Source organism: Undibacterium sp. JH2W (genome assembly GCF_049340425.1).
GTDB lineage: Bacteria > Pseudomonadota > Gammaproteobacteria > Burkholderiales > Burkholderiaceae_D > Undibacterium.
In genome coordinates, this window is the sequence record NZ_JBMPOT010000009.1 from 139,141 (window position 1) to 155,319 (window position 16,179).

A 16,179-nucleotide genomic window follows, 5' to 3' on the forward strand; every position below is an offset into this window, starting at 1 on the left:
CAATGGATTTCAACTTAACACAAGAACAAACACAGTTTGCTGATGCCTTGCGTCGCTGGGTAGAAAAAGACTATGGCTTTGAACAGCGTAAGCAAATTATAGAATCAGCTGAAGGCGTATCTGCAAAAGCCTGGGCTGGCCTGGCAGAGCTGGGTGCACTGGCCTTGCCTGTACCCGAAGAGCAAGGTGGCTTCAATGGTTCTGCCATAGACATGCTGGTCATCATGCAAGAGCTGGGGCGCGGCATTGTTATCGAGCCCTACTTTGCTACGGTCATGGGTGCAGAGTTTTTGAAAAAATCCGGCAAACATGCAGATGTACTGGAACAAATCGCTGCTGGCGAAGTCAAGCTGGCGAATGCACTGGGTGAAAGACAATCACGTCACGACCTGTTTGACATTGCCACAACGGCCAGTAAAAGTGGCGATGGTTTTGTACTCAATGGCAGCAAGACCGTGGTGTTGCATGGTGCCCAGGCAGACAAACTGATCGTCTCTGCACGCAGCAGCGGAGCACAACGCGATACGAATGGCATCAGCCTGTTTATTGTTGACGCCAATGCAGAAGGCATCAGCCGTCGTGATTACCGCACCATCGATGGTTATCGTGCGGCTGACATTAGTTTCAACAATGTACAAGTCGCTACAGATGCATTGATAAGTACAGTAGATGGTGGCTGGGAATTGCTGGATGCGGTGGCCGATTACGGCGTGACCCTGTTGTGTGCAGAGTCCATAGGCATTATGGAAGCAATTACCGCAGCAACCCTTGATTATCTGAAAACCCGCCAGCAGTTTGGTGTGCCTATCGGCAAATTCCAGGTCTTGCAACATCGCATGGCAGAAATGTTCATGGAAATGGAACAGGCGCGCTCCATGGCGACGCTGGCTGCCGTCAAGATAGCCTCTGATGATGTCGAAGAACGCCGCCGCACGGTATCCGCCGCCAAAGCAAGGATAGGTCAGGCTGCCAAGTACATAGGCCAGCAAGCCGTGCAATTGCATGGTGGCATGGGTGTCACCAATGAACTGCCGGTTGCCCACATGTTCAAACGTCTGACCACGATAGAGCTGACACTGGGTGACACTGATCATCACCTGGCCAGATTTGTCGCACAACCCGGCTTTAAAAGCGCAGCCTGATTGCTGTAGAAAAATCCCGACTGTGTTCGGGATTTTTTTTGCCTTTTAAAACAATAAGGAAACAACGAGGACACACTATGAGCATCAAAACAGATCGCTGGTATTTTGAAGACTTCGTTCCTGGCACTGTCATAGAACTTGGGCAACGTACAGTAACAGAAGAAGAAATCATCAATTTCGCCACCCAATTTGATCCGCAATCTTTTCATGTAGATAAAGAAGTCGCCAGTCATTCCATCTATGGTGGTGTCATCGCCAGCGGCTGGCACACTTGCAGCATTATTATGCGTCTGGTGGTTGATGGCTTCCTGGCTAATTCTTCTGGCATGGGATCTCCAGGCACAGATGAAATCCGTTGGATATTGCCGGTGCGCCCAGGTGACACACTAAGAGTCACGGCAGAAACTACAGGCAGCAAAGTGTCCACATCAAAGCCGGACAGAGGCGTCGTGAACACTCTCTGGAAAGCCTATAACCAGGAAGGCAAGCTGGTTTGCACGATTACTGGCATGGGCATGTTTGGTCGCCGCCCTGCCTAATTAAAAAACTAGGGGACATGATGAGAGAATTTAATAGCCTTGCAGAATTAAAAGACTTGATAGGCCAGGAAGTTGCACAATCAGAATGGATAGAAATCAGCCAGGAAAGGGTGAACACTTTTGCTGATGCCACAGGTGACCATCAGTGGATACATATTGATGTAGAAAGAGCCAAACGTGAATCCCCGTTTGGCGGGCCGATTGCGCATGGCTTTTTGACTTTGTCCTTGCTGCCCATGCTGGTTGCCAATGCCATCAAGCTTACTTACGTCAAAATGGGTGTCAATTATGGACTCAACAAGGTACGCTTCCCCTCCCCTGTGCCTGTCGGCAGCCGGGTACGCGCCCGTTTGAAATTACTGGAAATCGAGGACATCAAGGATGGTGCGCAATTCACCTGGGAAGTAACAATAGAACGCGAAGGCCAGAATAAACCAGTATGCGTGGCAGAATCAATTTCACGGGCCTATTAGTCCTGCTAAATTTTAACTCTTCGGAAACGAGTCCATGCCCAATCCAGATACATTAAAACGCTTCATCGCTAAAGTAGAAGCAAACGAACATGCTGCAGCATGTGAAGAGTTTTATACTGAAAATTCCAGCATGCAGGAAAACCAGGCCAAGCCCAGGATAGGCCGCGCAGCGCATGTATCTGCTGAACATGCGGTTATGTCACGCGCCAGCTCAGTCACATCCACATGCGTGCATCCGGTATTGGTGAATGGCGACCATGTCGTTATCCGCTGGATTTTCAGGTTCGAGTGGTTAGACGGCAGTGTAACGCAAATGGAAGAACTTGCTTACCAGCGCTGGGAAGGTGAATGCATAGCAGAAGAAACTTTCTTTTATGATCCGGCGCAGCGTATCCCACAAAGACCCAGCGTCTGAAATGCAATAAGGCCAGAGTTCAGACTCTGGCCTTATTGCCTCATGTGTACCAGATTAGTAAAATTTCACAGCGTAAATCGGTGGCAAATTAGCTGATATCTGATACCAGTCATCCCCTTCGTTCTCACTCGCCCATAAATTGCCGGTAGTCGAAGCCATCAGCAGATTCTTGCCATTTTCTGACACAGCCAGACCATGGCGATACACCAGGTCATAGCAATCCTGTTGTGGCAAACCATTTCGCAAAGACTCAAAGGTCTTACCACCATCCCTGGTACGCGTGACACTCATGGCACCATGTAAAGGCACACGCTTTTGATCCGCCACGGCAGGAACAAACCAGGCAATATCGGGGTTGCGCGGGTGAGCGGCTACAGCAAAACCAAAATCTGGAATACCTACAGGCAAATGCAATTGCTGCCAGCTTGCTGCATCGTCTTCACTGCGCCAGATGCCATTATGATGCTGGCACCATAAAACATGGCTGGCGAATTTGCTACGCGCGATCAGATGTGGGTCCTGAATATTTTGTTTGTCTGCCAGATCAGGTGGCATATAAGCGGCATGCATACCGGATGCGGACAATACCCAATTCTTGCCGCCATCCTCTGTTTTCCAGGCACCGCCACAGGAGATACCCAACAAGATATGTTGAGCGTTACGCGGATTGATGCATATCGAATGTATGCCAGGCGTGTCATAGCCACCGCCCATCCATTCCTTACGCTCTTCCCTGTCCCATAAACTACGCACCAATTCCCAGCTATTGCCACGATCTGCTGAGCGGAACAAGCCACCCGGCAAGGTTCCAGCCCATAGCACACCAGGCTCGTCACCACCACCCGCTTCCATAGACCAGATGGCCTTGAGCTTCCATTCGACGTCGTCTTCAGTCTTGGCATGTTCAGGGTAGGATGGCACCGCGATCTCAGTCCAGTCGTCACGGCCTTCATCGCGTCTGTGCAGCTTTACCCCAAAGTGCCCCAGGTTCAATGCCGCATAAACAGCACCATCGCGCTTGTCATGCAGGCACATGCTCAAGGGCTCCCCCAGAAAACTGATCTGATCCAGCTTCCAGCTGCCATCCATATGGATCAATTCAAACAAACCCTTGCGGGTCGCTACCATTGCTTTCATTATTAGCCTCCTGAAAGAGCTTGCAAGACATAGACCTGGCTATTTGAACCTAAAGGGTCGCGCAAGCCACTGCGCTGCATGACGCGCTTGCCATCGATAAAAACAACTACATGAAAACGCAGATCACCCTGCTCATCCAGGATATAGCCGCGTAAAGTGGGGTTAAGTTCGAATGCAGCTTCCAGCGCATCGCGCAAATTATCAGCCGCAGTTTCCACCTCAGGAACTTCAGTAAAGCGACTGAGTTGCTGGGTGAAAATCAGCCTGGCCATGATTATGCCCAGTCCTTGTAGGGGTGCTTGAGCAAATTCGCATTTGCATAACGCCGGTCATGACTGACTTCTTCACCTAGCCACGCCGGGCGTTCAAATTGCTGCTGCTCGGATTCAAGCTCAACCTCAGCCACGATGAGGTCCAGATTATCGCCAATGAACTCATCCACTTCCCAGATCAAACCTGCGAGAGGAATGCGGTAACGTGTTTTTTCTATGAGAGGTTGCTGGCAGACTGTATCCAGCAAGATTTGTGCGTCAGCCAGTGGAATGGGGTATTCCCACTCGCCACAACTGATGCCAGTTGACATACCCTTGATGGTCAGCATCGCACTTTCTGCTTCTATGCGTACTCTTACGATGCGACCAGGGTCAGAACATATATAACCCTGGCGCAGAAATGTACCCTGCCCCTGCTGTTTAAAATCCTGATTCACAACAAGGAACTTGCGTTCGATTTCTACGCCCATTACTACTCCGATCAATAAATATCGGAATTATGCACTCAATGTAGCCAAAATCGGTTGCAACATTGCTTCACCGAGTTTGATACTGCGTGAACCGTCCCAGCCCACTTCCGCATCCGGCAAATTGGCATTATCCTTGAATGGCAATTCCAAAGTCAGTGAAACGCATTTGAAGGTGTGACCAATATACTTGGACGCCAGTTTCAACACATCTTCATTGTATTTGGATGCTTCGTAACCGTATTTGGTCTGGAAGTCTGGGCTGGCCAGGCAGAAGCTATTCACAAAATGCTGCTGCTCCTGCATCTGCTTCTCGCTAAAGCCTGCCAGCATTTCACTGCCAGCCACAAAGATATAAGGCAAGGCTTCATCACCATGAATATCCAGGAACAGGTCGCAGCCAGTTTCATGGATTTTGTTCTTGACGTAATACACTTCAGGACTGGTTTCCAGTGATGGTGTCATCCATTCACGGTTCAGGTTGGCGCCTGCTGCATTGGTACGCAGGTTGCCGCGCACAGAACCATCCGGGTTCATGTTCGGCACGATATAGACAACCGCTTTTTCCAGGATGCTGCGGGCAATTGGATTGGATGGGTCCAGCAAGGCATTCAAAGTCCCTTCCACCAGCCATTCAGCCATGGTTTCACCAGGATGCTGACGCGCAATGATCCAGACTTTCTTTTCAGCCGCGGGGTCACCGACGACTATCAGGTTCAGGTCACGGCCATCAACGGTATTACCCAGGTCTTCAACGCGGGCAACAGAGGAATTCTCTACCCCGCCCAGCAAAGCCAGGTGACGCTCCCAGGTGTAAGGCTCAAAATAAGCGTAGTACACGCTGTCACGTTCAGGTGTGTGGCGTATGGTCATGACCTTGCCATCAAACTCGGTATCCACGCGGAACCAGTTGGCCCTGTCATAACTTGCCACTGCGCGATAGCCTTCCCAGCCCTTGGCATAGGTGGCATCACCCGCATTCAGGATACGCATGACGGTCTCTTGACCACGCGCGCCCTGCAAGCGAAAGTGAAACCATTGCCAGATATCGGCATGGCTATCCTTGCGCAAATTTAAATCGATGGCCCCCGCCTGTTCCGCCTTGACGACTTCGATCGCTCCCGCGTCGAAGTTCTGACTGATTTTAATTGTCATGTTGTATTTATTCAGAAATGTTTTTAAGCACCGTAGTAATACGGCGACCTAGGACTGGTATTTTCACAGTTTTTGCCGAATTATGAAAATATTTCAGTCAAATTAATGCCTAAAATCGTACAAATATTTTCACCACGGCAAGCATTTAAGAAGTTTCTGGTCAAACATAGCAATATTCGCCACGATATACTATAATCTTTCGCTCAGTGTCGGGGCGTAGCGCAGCCTGGTAGCGTACGTGCATGGGGTGCACGGGGTCGGAGGTTCGAATCCTCTCGCCCCGACCAAAAATTTGATTTAACATTTAAAGGTTACAGTATTTATACTGTAACCTTTTTTTGTTTGTGGTCAAGTTTGCGTTTGAAATTTCTGAGATTTTCACATTTCCATTTTTGACTATTTCTCTTAACATCTACCGTATGTCAGTGATTTGTCGTTATATTACTTAGCATAAAGTTCTTTTTCATTTCCAGCTACATCCCCTGCAGCTCCAAGTTTTTCTGGTTTTTCTCTCAGTTGCCCCTCAACGCAAGGAGTTATCCATGAAGATTTTAACCGCACCCACACCTAGCATACCGTTCCTGCCAAGCTCGCTGATTTGTTGCATCTTGTTGAGTTCCCCCTTGATTGCAGTATCACAAAGCAAGCCAGCTGCAAGCGCACCAGCGAAAGCTGCGCCAATCAAGCCTGGTGCTACAGGAACGCAAATTACCAAGCCCCCAATTGCATTAGCCTATATAGACCTGGCTACCACTGCCAGCGATATGCCCAGTGGGATGGCGGGTACCCAGTCTGGTGGTTTCCTAGGTGCACTGGGTGGTATGGCGCGCAGCGACAGTGGTGGCAACAACCGGGGCAATGTGTTTGGCAATACCCATTCCATGGGTTTTACCAGCGGGCGATTTATGGATGTGTCGGTATTTACCGGCAAAAATACATCTCTGACCGATGCCAGCCAAATGCTGCCGCCAGGCATGAACCTGGGCGATAGCTTGAAGCTGATTGCCCCTTTGTCAGACAAGCCAGTAAGCTACACACCAACAGAAGAAAGCCCTTCTGATCCCAGCTATGAAAAACCGAAAGGCAAGATTTCGATCTACTGGGGTTGCGGCGAAACAGTGAGACCCGGCCAGCCTAGAACTCTGGATGCCGCCAAGGCCACGCCAGAAGATTATGCAAAATTTTTTGTCATGCGTGGCAAACTCACCAAGGGTGCACGCTCGCAAGCAGGTAATCCAGCCTGGCCAAACAAGACGGATGACAGGAAAGTGCCGGTCAACGCCTCATTAGTGGGTCAACACCAGTTTGTCGGCAATGGCATACCTGAAAGCTTTAAATTGAACCTGGGCCCTGGTCATGATTTGATGGCTGCAATCGAACTGCTGCAAACCAGGAAAGAAGGCGGTGTTAGCCTGGAATGGAAAACCATACCCAACGCGCGAGGTTATTTCATCAGTGTCATGGGCGGGCAATCTGGCAAAGGTGATGACACTGAAGTCATCGTGTGGACATCCAGTGAATTACCGGATTTTGGTTTTGGCCTGGTGGATTACCAGGTCAATGCCGATGTCGATAAATGGCTGAATGAAAAAGTCATCTTGCCTGCCAATACAAGCAAATGCGATGTTCCCAAGGGTATTTTTGGTGAGCAAGGTGCAGGCATCTTGCGCATGATCGCCTATGGATCTGATGCTTATTTTGCCTATCCACCGCGCCCTGCTGATAGTAAAGTCGCCTGGGAACCAGACTGGCAAACCAAGCTACGCATGAAATCCACTTATAGCTCCATTCTGGGTGGCATGGGCGATATGGCTGACATGAGCGGGCGCAGGAACAACAATACTTCGCAATCAGAACCACAACAAAGGCCAGAGCAAAAAGAAGAGCCTAAAGTGAAAGCCACTGATGTACTGAAAGGTTTGCTAGGCTTTTAATTGTCAAACCCGTCAATTAAAGTTCATATCAGTGAAACGGTGGGAGTTTCAATACTCCCACCTGCAATCAATAGAAGTAAGTGGTAATCGCTGGTTTATTTATAGACGCCACAAGCAAACATGACATCATCCACGATTTCGTTATACATGGATTTTTGCGTCATTTCCTTGGTCAATGGATGTGGCCATTTATAATTCACCCATCCGGCATTCTTGCCTTTCGCAGCGGCCAACTGTTCCTTCATGATCATGACGCCATCAGAGTCCTTGAGGTCGATGATGTTCTTGCCTATCAACTTCTTGTTAGCCCCATGTGCGACCACAGTACCTGTGAGGTCATAGGCGACAACATACAAGTCGCGTTCGTTGAAGGGGCCTGCAGCATCGTTGGCAGCTTCAAAAGTCTTCTCTTTTCCATTGATTTTGTAATAGGCGATCGCTTTTTTGACCATTGCTTTTGCCTGATCGGTACTGCTATTTTCCGCTGCTAACAACAGTGCAGGTTGCGACAGAGAGAAAAAAGCAAACAATATCAGCGAGAAAAATTTTTTCATGATGCGTCTCCTGGAAGTACAAATATTATTGAAACCATGGGAACTGCAAGCCTGAGCCAGTATATTGCTGAGTGGAAAAGCTGTCCAGAATAGTCTTGATCAACAATTCATCAATAACCTCTTGTAATATCCACAGTCTGTGGTAACTCGCCACTGAGACGATATAACCGTATGTTTTCTGCGACGATAGCCGAGGCAGTTTTTCTATCCGTCGGTGCCGCACAATGCGGCAAGACCGATACATGCGGATGCTGCCATTGCCACTCTGAAACCGGTAGCGGTTCAATATCAAACACATCCAGGACTGTATGAGAAATGTGCTCACTCTCCAGGGCGGCACGCAGATCATCATCATTGACGATGGCACCACGGGCAAAATTGATCAGGGACGCACCTTGCGGCAATAGCGCCAGTATGCGCGCATTGATCAGGCCTCTGGTGTCTGGTGTTAGCGGGAGCAGGCACACCAGGATGTCGGTTTTTGCCAGCATTGCAGGCAACTCATTTTCGCCGTTAAAACATTCGACCCCGGCGATCAATTTCGGGCTGCGGCTCCAGCCACAAACAGTAAATCCTGCCTGCAGCAAACTTTGCGCTGCCGCTTCGCCCAAGGCCCCCAACCCTAGCAGACTAACCGTTCTTTGACTGGCTGCAACATATTCCCGCGGCTGCCATTTTTTTTGCACCTGCTGCCGGGCATAAACTGGTATCTCTCGATGTAGGTAAAGTACCCAGGTCAGTACGGCTTCTGCCATAGTGCTTGCCAGCTGCGGGTCAACCAGGCGCACGATTTCCAGGTCAGTTTTGCCCAAATCCGCGACCAGGCGCTCTACTCCGGCCCAGACACTATGCACCCATTGCAGTTGCGGCAATTGCTGCAACTCTGCCGGGTTGGGATTGGCGACGATGGCGACTTTACATGCGGCTTTTGCGGCATCGCTCATGTCACCAAAGGCAACTAACTGCTCTTCAGGCATGGCTGTCTGCAGAGCCTGTACCCAGGCTTGTGTGTGGGCATAGCCAGGCGCGACCAAAAAGGGAATGATATTTGGAACAAGATTCGATTTCATTTATCGTAAACGCTATCAAGATGATTAAAACCCTTTATTTCTATGGGGTTGCCAGAAGGGTCACGAAAAAACATGGTGGCCTGTTCACCGGGCTGCCCGGCAAAGCGTATTGCTGGTGCCATTACAAATTCGATTTGCTGCGCCAATACGCGATCTGCCAATACCTGCCAATCTGGCATGGCAAGTATCACACCCAGGTGCGGCATGGGCACCATGTGCTCACCTACCCTGCCTGTGTTGGTCGTGGCAAATGGCTGGCCCAGATGCAAGGATATCTGATGTCCAAAAAAATCAAAATCTACCCAGGTAGCCGTGCTGCGCCCTTCTGCGCAACCCAGCACGCCAGTATAGAACTGCCTGGCTTCATCAAGGTCGCGCACATGATAGGCGAGGTGAAATAAGGCTTTCATTAAAAATCTCCCGTTTGAAATAAGAGTGTCGCAACATTGAAATGCTAGCGCCTCTTATTCAAAAGAGATAGCATATAATTTTTTCTGCATTCAAAAGAAATTTTTATGGATAGCCGTTATTTGCAAAGCCTGATTGCTACCATAGACCATGGTTCCATCGCCGAGGCGGCACGTGCTGAAAACCTGACTGCCGCCGCCATCAGCCAACGCATACAGGCTCTGGAAAGGGTACTCGGCCTCCCCCTGCTTTCCAGGCTAGCCCATACTGCAAAGCCAACGGAAGCTTGTTTGCACTTATTGCCACGGGCGCGCCATATAGTCCGCGAAGTGGCTTTGCTGGCCGGTGACACCGATATTGATGGTTTGACTGGCACAATCAGGATAGGTGCCATTTCGACTGCCATGACAGGTATACTCCCCCAGGTATTGCGGCATTTGACGCAAAGCGCCCCTAATTTAAAACCTGGCATTGTCCCCGGCACTTCGCGCTCCTTATATCAGGCGCTGATTGATGATGAGATAGATGCAGCAATTTTGGTAGCTCCTGTTTTTGAGTTACCTAAAAGCCTGCAAATGCATAAAATCAGGAGTGAAGCTTTGGTTTTGCTGTCCAGACGCGTCCCGCAGGGTGGCATCCAGGCTGCTTTGCAGTCGCGGCCTTATCTGCGCTATGACCCCAGTGCCTGGGGTGGGCGATATGCTGAAAAATACCTGAAAGATCAAGATTTAGTATTGGAAGCCATGTGTGACCTGGATGCGCTCGAAACCATCGCCATGCTGGTTGCCGATGATGTCGGCGTCAGCCTGGTGCCACATTGGTCAGGGCTGGAAAAGCTGGCGCAGGATTGCATACTCACACCCATACCAGACCCCGGCTATGCACGCGATCTGGTCTTGATGAGCAAGCTACAACATCCGCGGCCTAACATGCTGACACTCTTGTCTCAGGCATTGGGAATCAAGCTGTAGAATGCGAGCCCATTTGGGTCAAGGCATCTGCCAATTGATTTTTGTGACGCGGCACCCAGCACACCTGCAATTGCTCGAAAGCTGCAGCCAGAGTCTGGGCCTGTTGGCGATACTCCAGCATGCGTGCCAGCTTGCTGGCTTTACTCTGATTAAAATCGTCGATCACCACCTGACTATCGCCATGCACGATCAAATGCCGTGCCTGATGCTGATGCGCCTGCTCAAGTGCCAGTAACAAGCCGCTGTATTCTGCGTCGCAACTATCGCCATACTCGAAATTCCTGACATACTCAAAACTATGACCATCCGGCGAGGTCAGTACACAAGCGATCTGGCACTTGCCTGGATTCGGCAAAGCTGAACCATCAAACCATGCCAGCCATGTGTCTGCTGTCTCATGCACGGACTGCTGCGAAGAATGCTGAGTCAATCTTTGCTGTAGCTTCTCTGACCTTCTTGCCAGCTTTTGGGCCTGGTCCGCACTTTTTATCTCACTGCGTTGCTCAGCCAATTGTGATATGTCTTGCAAGCCTGCATGCTGCATGCTTTGCTCCAGACATATCAGCAAGGCTTGTTCAATGGGGAGCTTTTGTAGTTTTACCAATTGTCGGCTTCGCACTTGCTCCTTGCGGGTGGCGATTGCTTTCAATTGCTGGTAGGTGAAAATGACGGGCATAGCGCTTCTAAAATTGGAGTATATTGATGTCCTGATGTGACCGCCACTAGTCGCAATCATGGCTGGCGTCAGGTATTCAAACTGGTATTCTGCATGATATTGACTTACTACATAAAGGAAATACATCATGCTTGAATTAAGACCAAATTGTGAACGTTGCGACTGTGACTTGCCACCAGATTCTGCCAGGGCACGTATCTGTACTTTTGAATGCACCTTCTGCGCTGATTGTGTGGATGGCCCCCTGCAAGGAATATGTCCGAATTGTGACGGAAACTTTGTTCCCCGCCCTATACGCCCTCAGAGCAAGCTGGCCAACAATCCTGCATCCACCAAACGTGTGCATGCAAAGACGAATTAAATTTATAACGCGAAACCTTCACCATGTCCAAATCTGTCCTTAGTCCACGTCATATTTTGATCGCCGCCATCGTCATCCTGCTGTGGGGGATGAATTTCGTGGTCATCAAGATAGGCTTGAAAGGCATACCACCTTTTTTGATGGGGGCTTTGCGTTTCCTTTTGGTGGCGTTTCCGGCAATTTTCTTTTTGCCGCGCCCTAAGGTATCTTTCAAATTGCTGCTGGCTTATGCCATGTTCATCAGTCTGGGGCAGTTTGCCTTTCTGTTTTCTGCCATGGCGGTTGGCATGCCCGCTGGATTGGCTTCACTGGTCTTGCAGGCACAGGCGTTCTTCACGGTAGGCTTGTCTGCCATGGTGTTTGGCGACAAGCTGCGACCCAGCAATTTGCTAGGCATGCTGGTCGCCAGCCTGGGCTTGATACTACTGGGTAGCGCCAGCATTGTCAGTTCAGCCAGCCAGGTTACCTTAGCTGGTTTTGCCCTGACTTTATGTGCGGCCTTTTCCTGGGCCAGCGGAAATGTCATTAACAAAAAGATAGGAGTAACCAATGTATTAAGCCTGGTGTCCTGGAGCGCCTTGATCCCTATACTGCCCTTCTTTTTGCTTTCTTACCTGTTCGAAGGTGGCGATGTCATCTTGCATAGCTTGCGCAATATGAGCTTGTCATCCGGCCTGACGATAGTTTATCTGGCAGTCGCAGCAACCCTGATAGGCTATACCTTATGGGGCAAACTCCTGGCCAGCTTACCCACTCATCTGGTGGCACCGCTGACCTTAATGGTGCCAGTAGTGGGCCTGACTGCGGCATGGGTATTACTCGATGAAGCATTAAATCAAACACAGTTATTAGGGGCTGCCACGGTCATGCTGGGTTTAGTTGTCAATGTCTTTGGCAGCAAACTTGCGTATGGCGTGCGCCGCATATTTGCCTGATTCATTCTGACATCATGCCTCGCACACAAGCAGTTTACTTTTTATTACTGCCGGATACCTTGTTGCTGGACATAGCCGGGCCAGCGGATGCGCTTTTATTCGCCAACCGTTATCAGGATGAAGTAAGTTTTGAGCTGCATTTCATCAGCCCGCAACAAAATATCAAATCATCCGTGGGCTTGCAGCTTGGACCTCTGCAAGCTTTGCCAGCACAATTTGACGCAGATGCGATTTTGGTTTTACCTGGTCTGATTGGCGGTAATGAAGTGCATACACTGCCAGATGCACAAGTCGCCATCAAATGGCTGGCGCAACACGTGCAGACCAGCCACAGACTGGTTTGTATTTGCTCTGGTGCCTTGCTGGCAGCGCACGCAGGCTTGTTGCGTGGACATAAGGCGACTACCCATCACAATCATTGCCACGAACTGGCCAGCATAGACAGCTCTATCAAGGTAGAAGAAAACCGTATTTTTGTTGAAGATGGTCGTATTAGTAGCAGTGCCGGTGTCACTGCGGGCATAGACCTGGTACTGCATCTGGTCAGTGAGCTGACCGGGCCACTGACAGCCAGCGCCGTTGCCCGCAACCTGGTGGTGTATATGCGCCGCTCCGGGAATGATCCGCAATTATCCCCCTGGCTGAAACACCGTAGCCACCTGCATCCTGCCGTGCATAAAATGCAAGATGCGATGGTGAAAGACCCGGCACATCCATGGAATTTAACTGAGCTGGCCAAAATTGCCTGCAGCAGTAGTCGCCATGCCACACGTGTCTTCAAGCTACATACTGAAGTATCAATACAAGCCTATCTGACTTCACTTCGTTTATCATTGGCGAGTAAATTCTTAAACAATACGGATTGGTCGATAGAACGCATCGCTGAGGCATCTGGTTTTGGTTCTGCAAGGCAATTCAGGCGCATTTGGAATATGCACTTCCCTGCCCCGCCTTCAGCTTCGCAATTCAGATAAACTATTGCGTTGACGATTTATCCGGGCCAGACTTGGATTATTAATTTACCCGGATTAATTTTTATAGATAGATAGTATGCTGCGCATCTGCCCAAAATGTAGTTATATACGCAAGGAAACCGATGATTGTCCTGAGTGGCAATGTCCATCCTGCCAGGTTGCCTACAATAAAGCGGGTGATCTGCCCGGAGCCCATAATAGAAGCCCCGCCCGCAGCAACAGAAATAGTCAGGTAAATGAAGCTTCGTCTTCCAGTGCCGGAAAATGGTTGATCGCACTGGTCATTTTTAGCGGCGTTAGCTTGCAGGGCTATATCAGTTACAAGAAAACCAAACAACAAGAGGCAATTGCAGCCCAAAACCGCATGGAAGCAAAAAGCGCCAGAACATCCAAAGCTGCCGGACAAACCCTGCAACAGCCAATCATCACCTTGTATGGTACTGGTTGGTGTGGCTATTGTGTTGCAGCAAGAAGCTTCTTCAAAGCGAACGGCATAGCATATACAGATCTGGATGTGGAAAAAAGTAAGGAAGACTACAATTCTTACAGAAAATTTGGTAAAAAAGGCATCCCCGTCATCACCATAGACAATGATGTAATTGAGGGATTTGACGAAGACGAAATCCGCAAAAAACTGGACCAGTGGTTAAACAAAGCTTGATACCCTGATTGGAGGATATATGCGACTGAAATCCATACTGTTCTTGAGCATCGGCATATTATCTTGCAGTACCAGTTGGGCAGGAAATAGCATACAAGATGTGCAATGGCTACAAGGCTGCTGGCAAGCTGCTGGTGCTGAAGCAGGCTCGGAAGAACATTGGCTGGCCCCAGCTGGTGGCAGCATGCTGGGCATGGGCCGCACAGTGCGCAAAAGCAAAACAGTCGCCTGGGAGTTCATGCACATACAAGAAAATGCAGACAGCTTGACATTCACTGCCATGCCCTCAGGCAAGCCGGAAGCCAGTTTTCAATTATTGTCGTTGGACAAACAAAGAGTGGTTTTTGAAAACCCCAGGCCAGAATTCCCTCAGCGCGTCATCTATCAGTTGAATGCAGATGGCAGTCTGTTAGGGCGCATAGAGGGGAAAGTCAAAGACCAGGAAAAAGGCATAGATTTCCCCATGCAAAAAATACCTTGTAGCAGATAAGATTTCATCTTATACATCAGGCAATAAAAAACCGCATTTCTGCGGTTTTTTTATTGCCATTCAAACGGGCGAAATGACGATCACAGCCCGGTATGTTTTGCGAGAAAGGCTTTCATCGCAACCACATCAGCAGTCATGACTTCAAAGCGTTGCGGCAAGGCTTCGATATTCTCAAAGCCTGCTGGGCGCTCTGCATCACGACCTAAAGCTTCCTTGATGGTTTCATTGAATTTTGCTGGCAAGGCAGTCTCCAGCACTACCATAGGCACGCCTTCTTGCAAATTTTCAAGGGCAACCTTGATACCGTCTGCGGTATGGGTATCAATGGTGATGTTAAATTCTTTTTCTACCTGGCGTATGGTTTGCAAGCGATCTGCATGGACTGATTTACCTGATACAAAACCAAACTTGGCGATCTTGCTGAACTCATCACCGTCGCTGCCTGGTTTGCCAGACAAATCAAAACCACCTTCAGTTTCGACTTTCTTGAACAAGGCCGCAACACGGCTAGCATCCCTATCCAGCAAATCATAGATAAAGCGCTCAAAATTCGAGGCCTTGGAGATATCCATAGATGGGCTGGTGGTATGCCAGGTTTCAGCTGATTTGCGTACGCGGTAAATACCTGTGCGGAAAAATTCGTCGAGCACATCATTTTCATTGGTCGCCACGACCAGTTTATCGATAGGCAAACCCATCATGCGGGCAATGTGACCAGCGCAAATATTGCCAAAATTACCAGACGGTACAGTGAATGAAACTTTTTGTTCATTGCTGGTCGTTGCGCTCAGATAGCCACGGAAATAATACACAACCTGTGCCACGACACGCGCCCAGTTGATGGAATTGACCGTGCCTATTTTTTGGCGGTTTTTGAATTCCAGATCATTCGAAACTGCCTTGACCATGTCCTGGCAATCATCAAAGACACCTTCGACAGCGATATTGAAAATATTAGGATCTTGCAGACTGAACATTTGCGCAGTCTGGAAGGCGCTCATTTTCTTGTGCGGGGACAACATGAAAACACGTATGCCTTTTTTGCCGCGCATCGCATATTCAGCGGCACTGCCGGTGTCACCAGAAGTAGCACCAAAAATATTCAGTTCTGCGCCATTCTTTGCCAGGGTATATTCAAACAAATTACCCAGCAATTGCATGGCCATGTCTTTGAATGCCAGCGTAGGGCCGTTCGACAGGGCTTGCAATACCAGCTTGCGGCCATTCTTGTCCTGCAGTACACGCAAGGGTGTAATTTGTGCGGGGGATTCATCGCTACGTGCATTTTTATACACATCCGAAGTATAAGTCTGTTCTGCCAATGCTCTCAAATCTGCTTCCGGAATATCCGTTGCAAATTTTTTCAAGACTTCAAATGCCAGCCCAGCATAAGACAGCTTGCGCCAGGCATCCAGCTCGACATCAGTGACTTGCGGGTAGCTTGTTGGCAGGTAAAGACCACCATCGGGAGCCAGACCAACTAAGAGTATTTCCGAGAAATTTTGTGCTGCGGTATGCCCGCGTGTTGAAGCGTATTGCATAAGT

At 49.3% G+C, this 16,179-nt stretch carries 20 protein-coding genes and 1 tRNA gene; 12 read left to right on the top strand and 9 right to left on the bottom strand.

Going from position 1 to position 16,179, the window contains the following annotated elements; all coding sequences use genetic code 11:
- Window positions 1-2 precede the first annotated feature (2 nt).
- The 4 genes from ACO0LC_RS15140 to ACO0LC_RS15155 all read left to right on the top strand — a co-directional run bounded on the left by ACO0LC_RS15140 (window position 3) and on the right by ACO0LC_RS15155 (window position 2,569).
- Window positions 3-1,142, top strand: a complete 1,140-nt coding sequence (locus ACO0LC_RS15140) for an acyl-CoA dehydrogenase family protein (protein ID WP_423004476.1) — start codon at window positions 3-5, stop codon at window positions 1,140-1,142.
- A 77-nt stretch (window positions 1,143-1,219) separates the two neighbouring features.
- Window positions 1,220-1,681, top strand: coding sequence for a MaoC family dehydratase (locus ACO0LC_RS15145; RefSeq protein ID WP_423004478.1), 462 nt, complete (start codon window positions 1,220-1,222; stop codon window positions 1,679-1,681).
- Window positions 1,682-1,701: 20 nt separating this feature from the next.
- Window positions 1,702-2,154 carry a MaoC family dehydratase gene (locus ACO0LC_RS15150; RefSeq protein ID WP_423004480.1) on the top strand — a complete coding sequence of 151 codons (453 nt, stop codon included), beginning with the start codon at window positions 1,702-1,704 and terminating at the stop codon, window positions 2,152-2,154.
- A gap of 34 nt (window positions 2,155-2,188) precedes the next feature.
- A complete protein-coding gene (locus ACO0LC_RS15155; RefSeq protein WP_423004482.1) occupies window positions 2,189-2,569 on the top strand; it encodes a nuclear transport factor 2 family protein in 381 nt (126 codons plus the stop codon).
- A 54-nt stretch (window positions 2,570-2,623) separates the two neighbouring features.
- On the opposite strand, the gene ACO0LC_RS15160 is transcribed toward ACO0LC_RS15155, so the two are convergent.
- From ACO0LC_RS15160 to ACO0LC_RS15175, 4 genes are read right to left on the bottom strand one after another with little or no spacing between them, the layout of a single operon-like run.
- Window positions 2,624-3,706, bottom strand: coding sequence for a WD40/YVTN/BNR-like repeat-containing protein (locus ACO0LC_RS15160; protein ID WP_423004484.1), 1,083 nt, complete (start codon window positions 3,704-3,706; stop codon window positions 2,624-2,626).
- Window positions 3,707-3,708: 2 nt separating this feature from the next.
- On the bottom strand, window positions 3,709-3,978 hold the full coding sequence (locus ACO0LC_RS15165; protein WP_423004486.1) for a MoaD/ThiS family protein: 270 nt from the start codon (window positions 3,976-3,978) through the stop codon (window positions 3,709-3,711).
- Window positions 3,979-3,980: 2 nt separating this feature from the next.
- Entirely contained in the window at window positions 3,981-4,448 is a 468-nt protein-coding gene (locus ACO0LC_RS15170; protein ID WP_423004488.1) for a CYTH domain-containing protein, read from the bottom strand.
- 27 nt (window positions 4,449-4,475) lie between these two features.
- Window positions 4,476-5,600: a M14 family metallopeptidase gene (locus ACO0LC_RS15175; protein ID WP_423004490.1), complete on the bottom strand. Its 1,125-nt coding sequence runs from the start codon at window positions 5,598-5,600 to the stop codon at window positions 4,476-4,478.
- Between the two features lie 210 nt (window positions 5,601-5,810).
- Here ACO0LC_RS15175 and ACO0LC_RS15180 point away from each other — a divergent pair.
- Window positions 5,811-5,887, top strand: a tRNA-Pro gene (locus ACO0LC_RS15180).
- A 255-nt stretch (window positions 5,888-6,142) separates the two neighbouring features.
- On the top strand, window positions 6,143-7,534 hold the full coding sequence (locus ACO0LC_RS15185) for a hypothetical protein (RefSeq protein WP_423004492.1): 1,392 nt from the start codon (window positions 6,143-6,145) through the stop codon (window positions 7,532-7,534).
- A 95-nt stretch (window positions 7,535-7,629) separates the two neighbouring features.
- Here ACO0LC_RS15185 and ACO0LC_RS15190 read toward each other — a convergent pair whose 3' ends face one another.
- The 3 genes from ACO0LC_RS15190 to ACO0LC_RS15200 all read right to left on the bottom strand — a co-directional run bounded on the left by ACO0LC_RS15190 (window position 7,630) and on the right by ACO0LC_RS15200 (window position 9,568).
- A complete protein-coding gene (locus tag ACO0LC_RS15190; RefSeq protein ID WP_423004494.1) occupies window positions 7,630-8,088 on the bottom strand; it encodes a cache domain-containing protein in 459 nt (152 codons plus the stop codon).
- 110 nt (window positions 8,089-8,198) lie between these two features.
- Window positions 8,199-9,158 (bottom strand): 2-hydroxyacid dehydrogenase, encoded by a 960-nt coding sequence (locus ACO0LC_RS15195; RefSeq protein ID WP_423004496.1) that lies wholly within the window; start codon window positions 9,156-9,158, stop codon window positions 8,199-8,201.
- Entirely contained in the window at window positions 9,155-9,568 is a 414-nt protein-coding gene (locus ACO0LC_RS15200; protein ID WP_423004498.1) for a VOC family protein, read from the bottom strand. Before ACO0LC_RS15200 ends, ACO0LC_RS15195 begins: the two co-directional genes overlap by 4 nt.
- A gap of 105 nt (window positions 9,569-9,673) precedes the next feature.
- Between ACO0LC_RS15200 and ACO0LC_RS15205 the strand changes: the two genes are divergently transcribed.
- Window positions 9,674-10,537: a LysR family transcriptional regulator gene (locus tag ACO0LC_RS15205; RefSeq protein ID WP_423004500.1), complete on the top strand. Its 864-nt coding sequence runs from the start codon at window positions 9,674-9,676 to the stop codon at window positions 10,535-10,537.
- Here the strand turns inward: ACO0LC_RS15205 and ACO0LC_RS15210 are convergent.
- Window positions 10,527-11,429: a ribonuclease HI family protein gene (locus tag ACO0LC_RS15210; RefSeq protein WP_423004502.1), complete on the bottom strand. Its 903-nt coding sequence runs from the start codon at window positions 11,427-11,429 to the stop codon at window positions 10,527-10,529. The genes ACO0LC_RS15205 and ACO0LC_RS15210 overlap by 11 nt on opposite strands.
- Here ACO0LC_RS15210 and ACO0LC_RS15215 point away from each other — a divergent pair.
- The 5 genes from ACO0LC_RS15215 to ACO0LC_RS15235 all read left to right on the top strand — a co-directional run bounded on the left by ACO0LC_RS15215 (window position 11,341) and on the right by ACO0LC_RS15235 (window position 14,634).
- Window positions 11,341-11,574, top strand: coding sequence for a DUF1272 domain-containing protein (locus ACO0LC_RS15215; protein ID WP_423004504.1), 234 nt, complete (start codon window positions 11,341-11,343; stop codon window positions 11,572-11,574). The two genes, ACO0LC_RS15210 and ACO0LC_RS15215, sit on opposite strands and share 89 nt — an antisense overlap.
- A gap of 23 nt (window positions 11,575-11,597) precedes the next feature.
- On the top strand, window positions 11,598-12,509 hold the full coding sequence (locus tag ACO0LC_RS15220) for an EamA family transporter (protein ID WP_423004506.1): 912 nt from the start codon (window positions 11,598-11,600) through the stop codon (window positions 12,507-12,509).
- A gap of 14 nt (window positions 12,510-12,523) precedes the next feature.
- Entirely contained in the window at window positions 12,524-13,483 is a 960-nt protein-coding gene (locus tag ACO0LC_RS15225; protein WP_423004508.1) for a GlxA family transcriptional regulator, read from the top strand.
- A gap of 301 nt (window positions 13,484-13,784) precedes the next feature.
- Window positions 13,785-14,144 carry a glutaredoxin family protein gene (locus ACO0LC_RS15230; protein ID WP_423004510.1) on the top strand — a complete coding sequence of 120 codons (360 nt, stop codon included), beginning with the start codon at window positions 13,785-13,787 and terminating at the stop codon, window positions 14,142-14,144.
- 19 nt (window positions 14,145-14,163) lie between these two features.
- Complete coding sequence (locus ACO0LC_RS15235; protein ID WP_423004512.1) at window positions 14,164-14,634, top strand: DUF6265 family protein; 471 nt, start codon at window positions 14,164-14,166, stop codon at window positions 14,632-14,634.
- An 80-nt stretch (window positions 14,635-14,714) separates the two neighbouring features.
- Here ACO0LC_RS15235 and thrC read toward each other — a convergent pair whose 3' ends face one another.
- On the bottom strand, window positions 14,715-16,175 hold the full coding sequence (gene thrC, locus ACO0LC_RS15240; RefSeq protein WP_423004514.1) for a threonine synthase: 1,461 nt from the start codon (window positions 16,173-16,175) through the stop codon (window positions 14,715-14,717).
- Window positions 16,176-16,179 lie beyond the last annotated feature (4 nt).

What these genes read in the sequence shown, in the direction of transcription:
- ACO0LC_RS15140 (WP_423004476.1), top strand. Translation starts at nt 3, where the DNA reads ATGGATTTCAACTTAACACAAGAACAAACACAGTTTGCTGATGCCTTG.
- ACO0LC_RS15145 (WP_423004478.1), top strand. Translation starts at nt 1,220, where the DNA reads ATGAGCATCAAAACAGATCGCTGGTATTTTGAAGACTTCGTTCCTGGC.
- ACO0LC_RS15150 (WP_423004480.1), top strand. Translation starts at nt 1,702, where the DNA reads ATGAGAGAATTTAATAGCCTTGCAGAATTAAAAGACTTGATAGGCCAG.
- ACO0LC_RS15155 (WP_423004482.1), top strand. Translation starts at nt 2,189, where the DNA reads ATGCCCAATCCAGATACATTAAAACGCTTCATCGCTAAAGTAGAAGCA.
- ACO0LC_RS15160 (WP_423004484.1), bottom strand. Translation starts at nt 3,706, where the DNA reads ATGAAAGCAATGGTAGCGACCCGCAAGGGTTTGTTTGAATTGATCCAT.
- ACO0LC_RS15165 (WP_423004486.1), bottom strand. Translation starts at nt 3,978, where the DNA reads ATGGCCAGGCTGATTTTCACCCAGCAACTCAGTCGCTTTACTGAAGTT.
- ACO0LC_RS15170 (WP_423004488.1), bottom strand. Translation starts at nt 4,448, where the DNA reads ATGGGCGTAGAAATCGAACGCAAGTTCCTTGTTGTGAATCAGGATTTT.
- ACO0LC_RS15175 (WP_423004490.1), bottom strand. Translation starts at nt 5,600, where the DNA reads ATGACAATTAAAATCAGTCAGAACTTCGACGCGGGAGCGATCGAAGTC.
- ACO0LC_RS15185 (WP_423004492.1), top strand. Translation starts at nt 6,143, where the DNA reads ATGAAGATTTTAACCGCACCCACACCTAGCATACCGTTCCTGCCAAGC.
- ACO0LC_RS15190 (WP_423004494.1), bottom strand. Translation starts at nt 8,088, where the DNA reads ATGAAAAAATTTTTCTCGCTGATATTGTTTGCTTTTTTCTCTCTGTCG.
- ACO0LC_RS15195 (WP_423004496.1), bottom strand. Translation starts at nt 9,158, where the DNA reads ATGAAATCGAATCTTGTTCCAAATATCATTCCCTTTTTGGTCGCGCCT.
- ACO0LC_RS15200 (WP_423004498.1), bottom strand. Translation starts at nt 9,568, where the DNA reads ATGAAAGCCTTATTTCACCTCGCCTATCATGTGCGCGACCTTGATGAA.
- ACO0LC_RS15205 (WP_423004500.1), top strand. Translation starts at nt 9,674, where the DNA reads ATGGATAGCCGTTATTTGCAAAGCCTGATTGCTACCATAGACCATGGT.
- ACO0LC_RS15215 (WP_423004504.1), top strand. Translation starts at nt 11,341, where the DNA reads ATGCTTGAATTAAGACCAAATTGTGAACGTTGCGACTGTGACTTGCCA.
- ACO0LC_RS15220 (WP_423004506.1), top strand. Translation starts at nt 11,598, where the DNA reads ATGTCCAAATCTGTCCTTAGTCCACGTCATATTTTGATCGCCGCCATC.
- ACO0LC_RS15225 (WP_423004508.1), top strand. Translation starts at nt 12,524, where the DNA reads ATGCCTCGCACACAAGCAGTTTACTTTTTATTACTGCCGGATACCTTG.
- ACO0LC_RS15235 (WP_423004512.1), top strand. Translation starts at nt 14,164, where the DNA reads ATGCGACTGAAATCCATACTGTTCTTGAGCATCGGCATATTATCTTGC.
- thrC (WP_423004514.1), bottom strand. Translation starts at nt 16,175, where the DNA reads ATGCAATACGCTTCAACACGCGGGCATACCGCAGCACAAAATTTCTCG.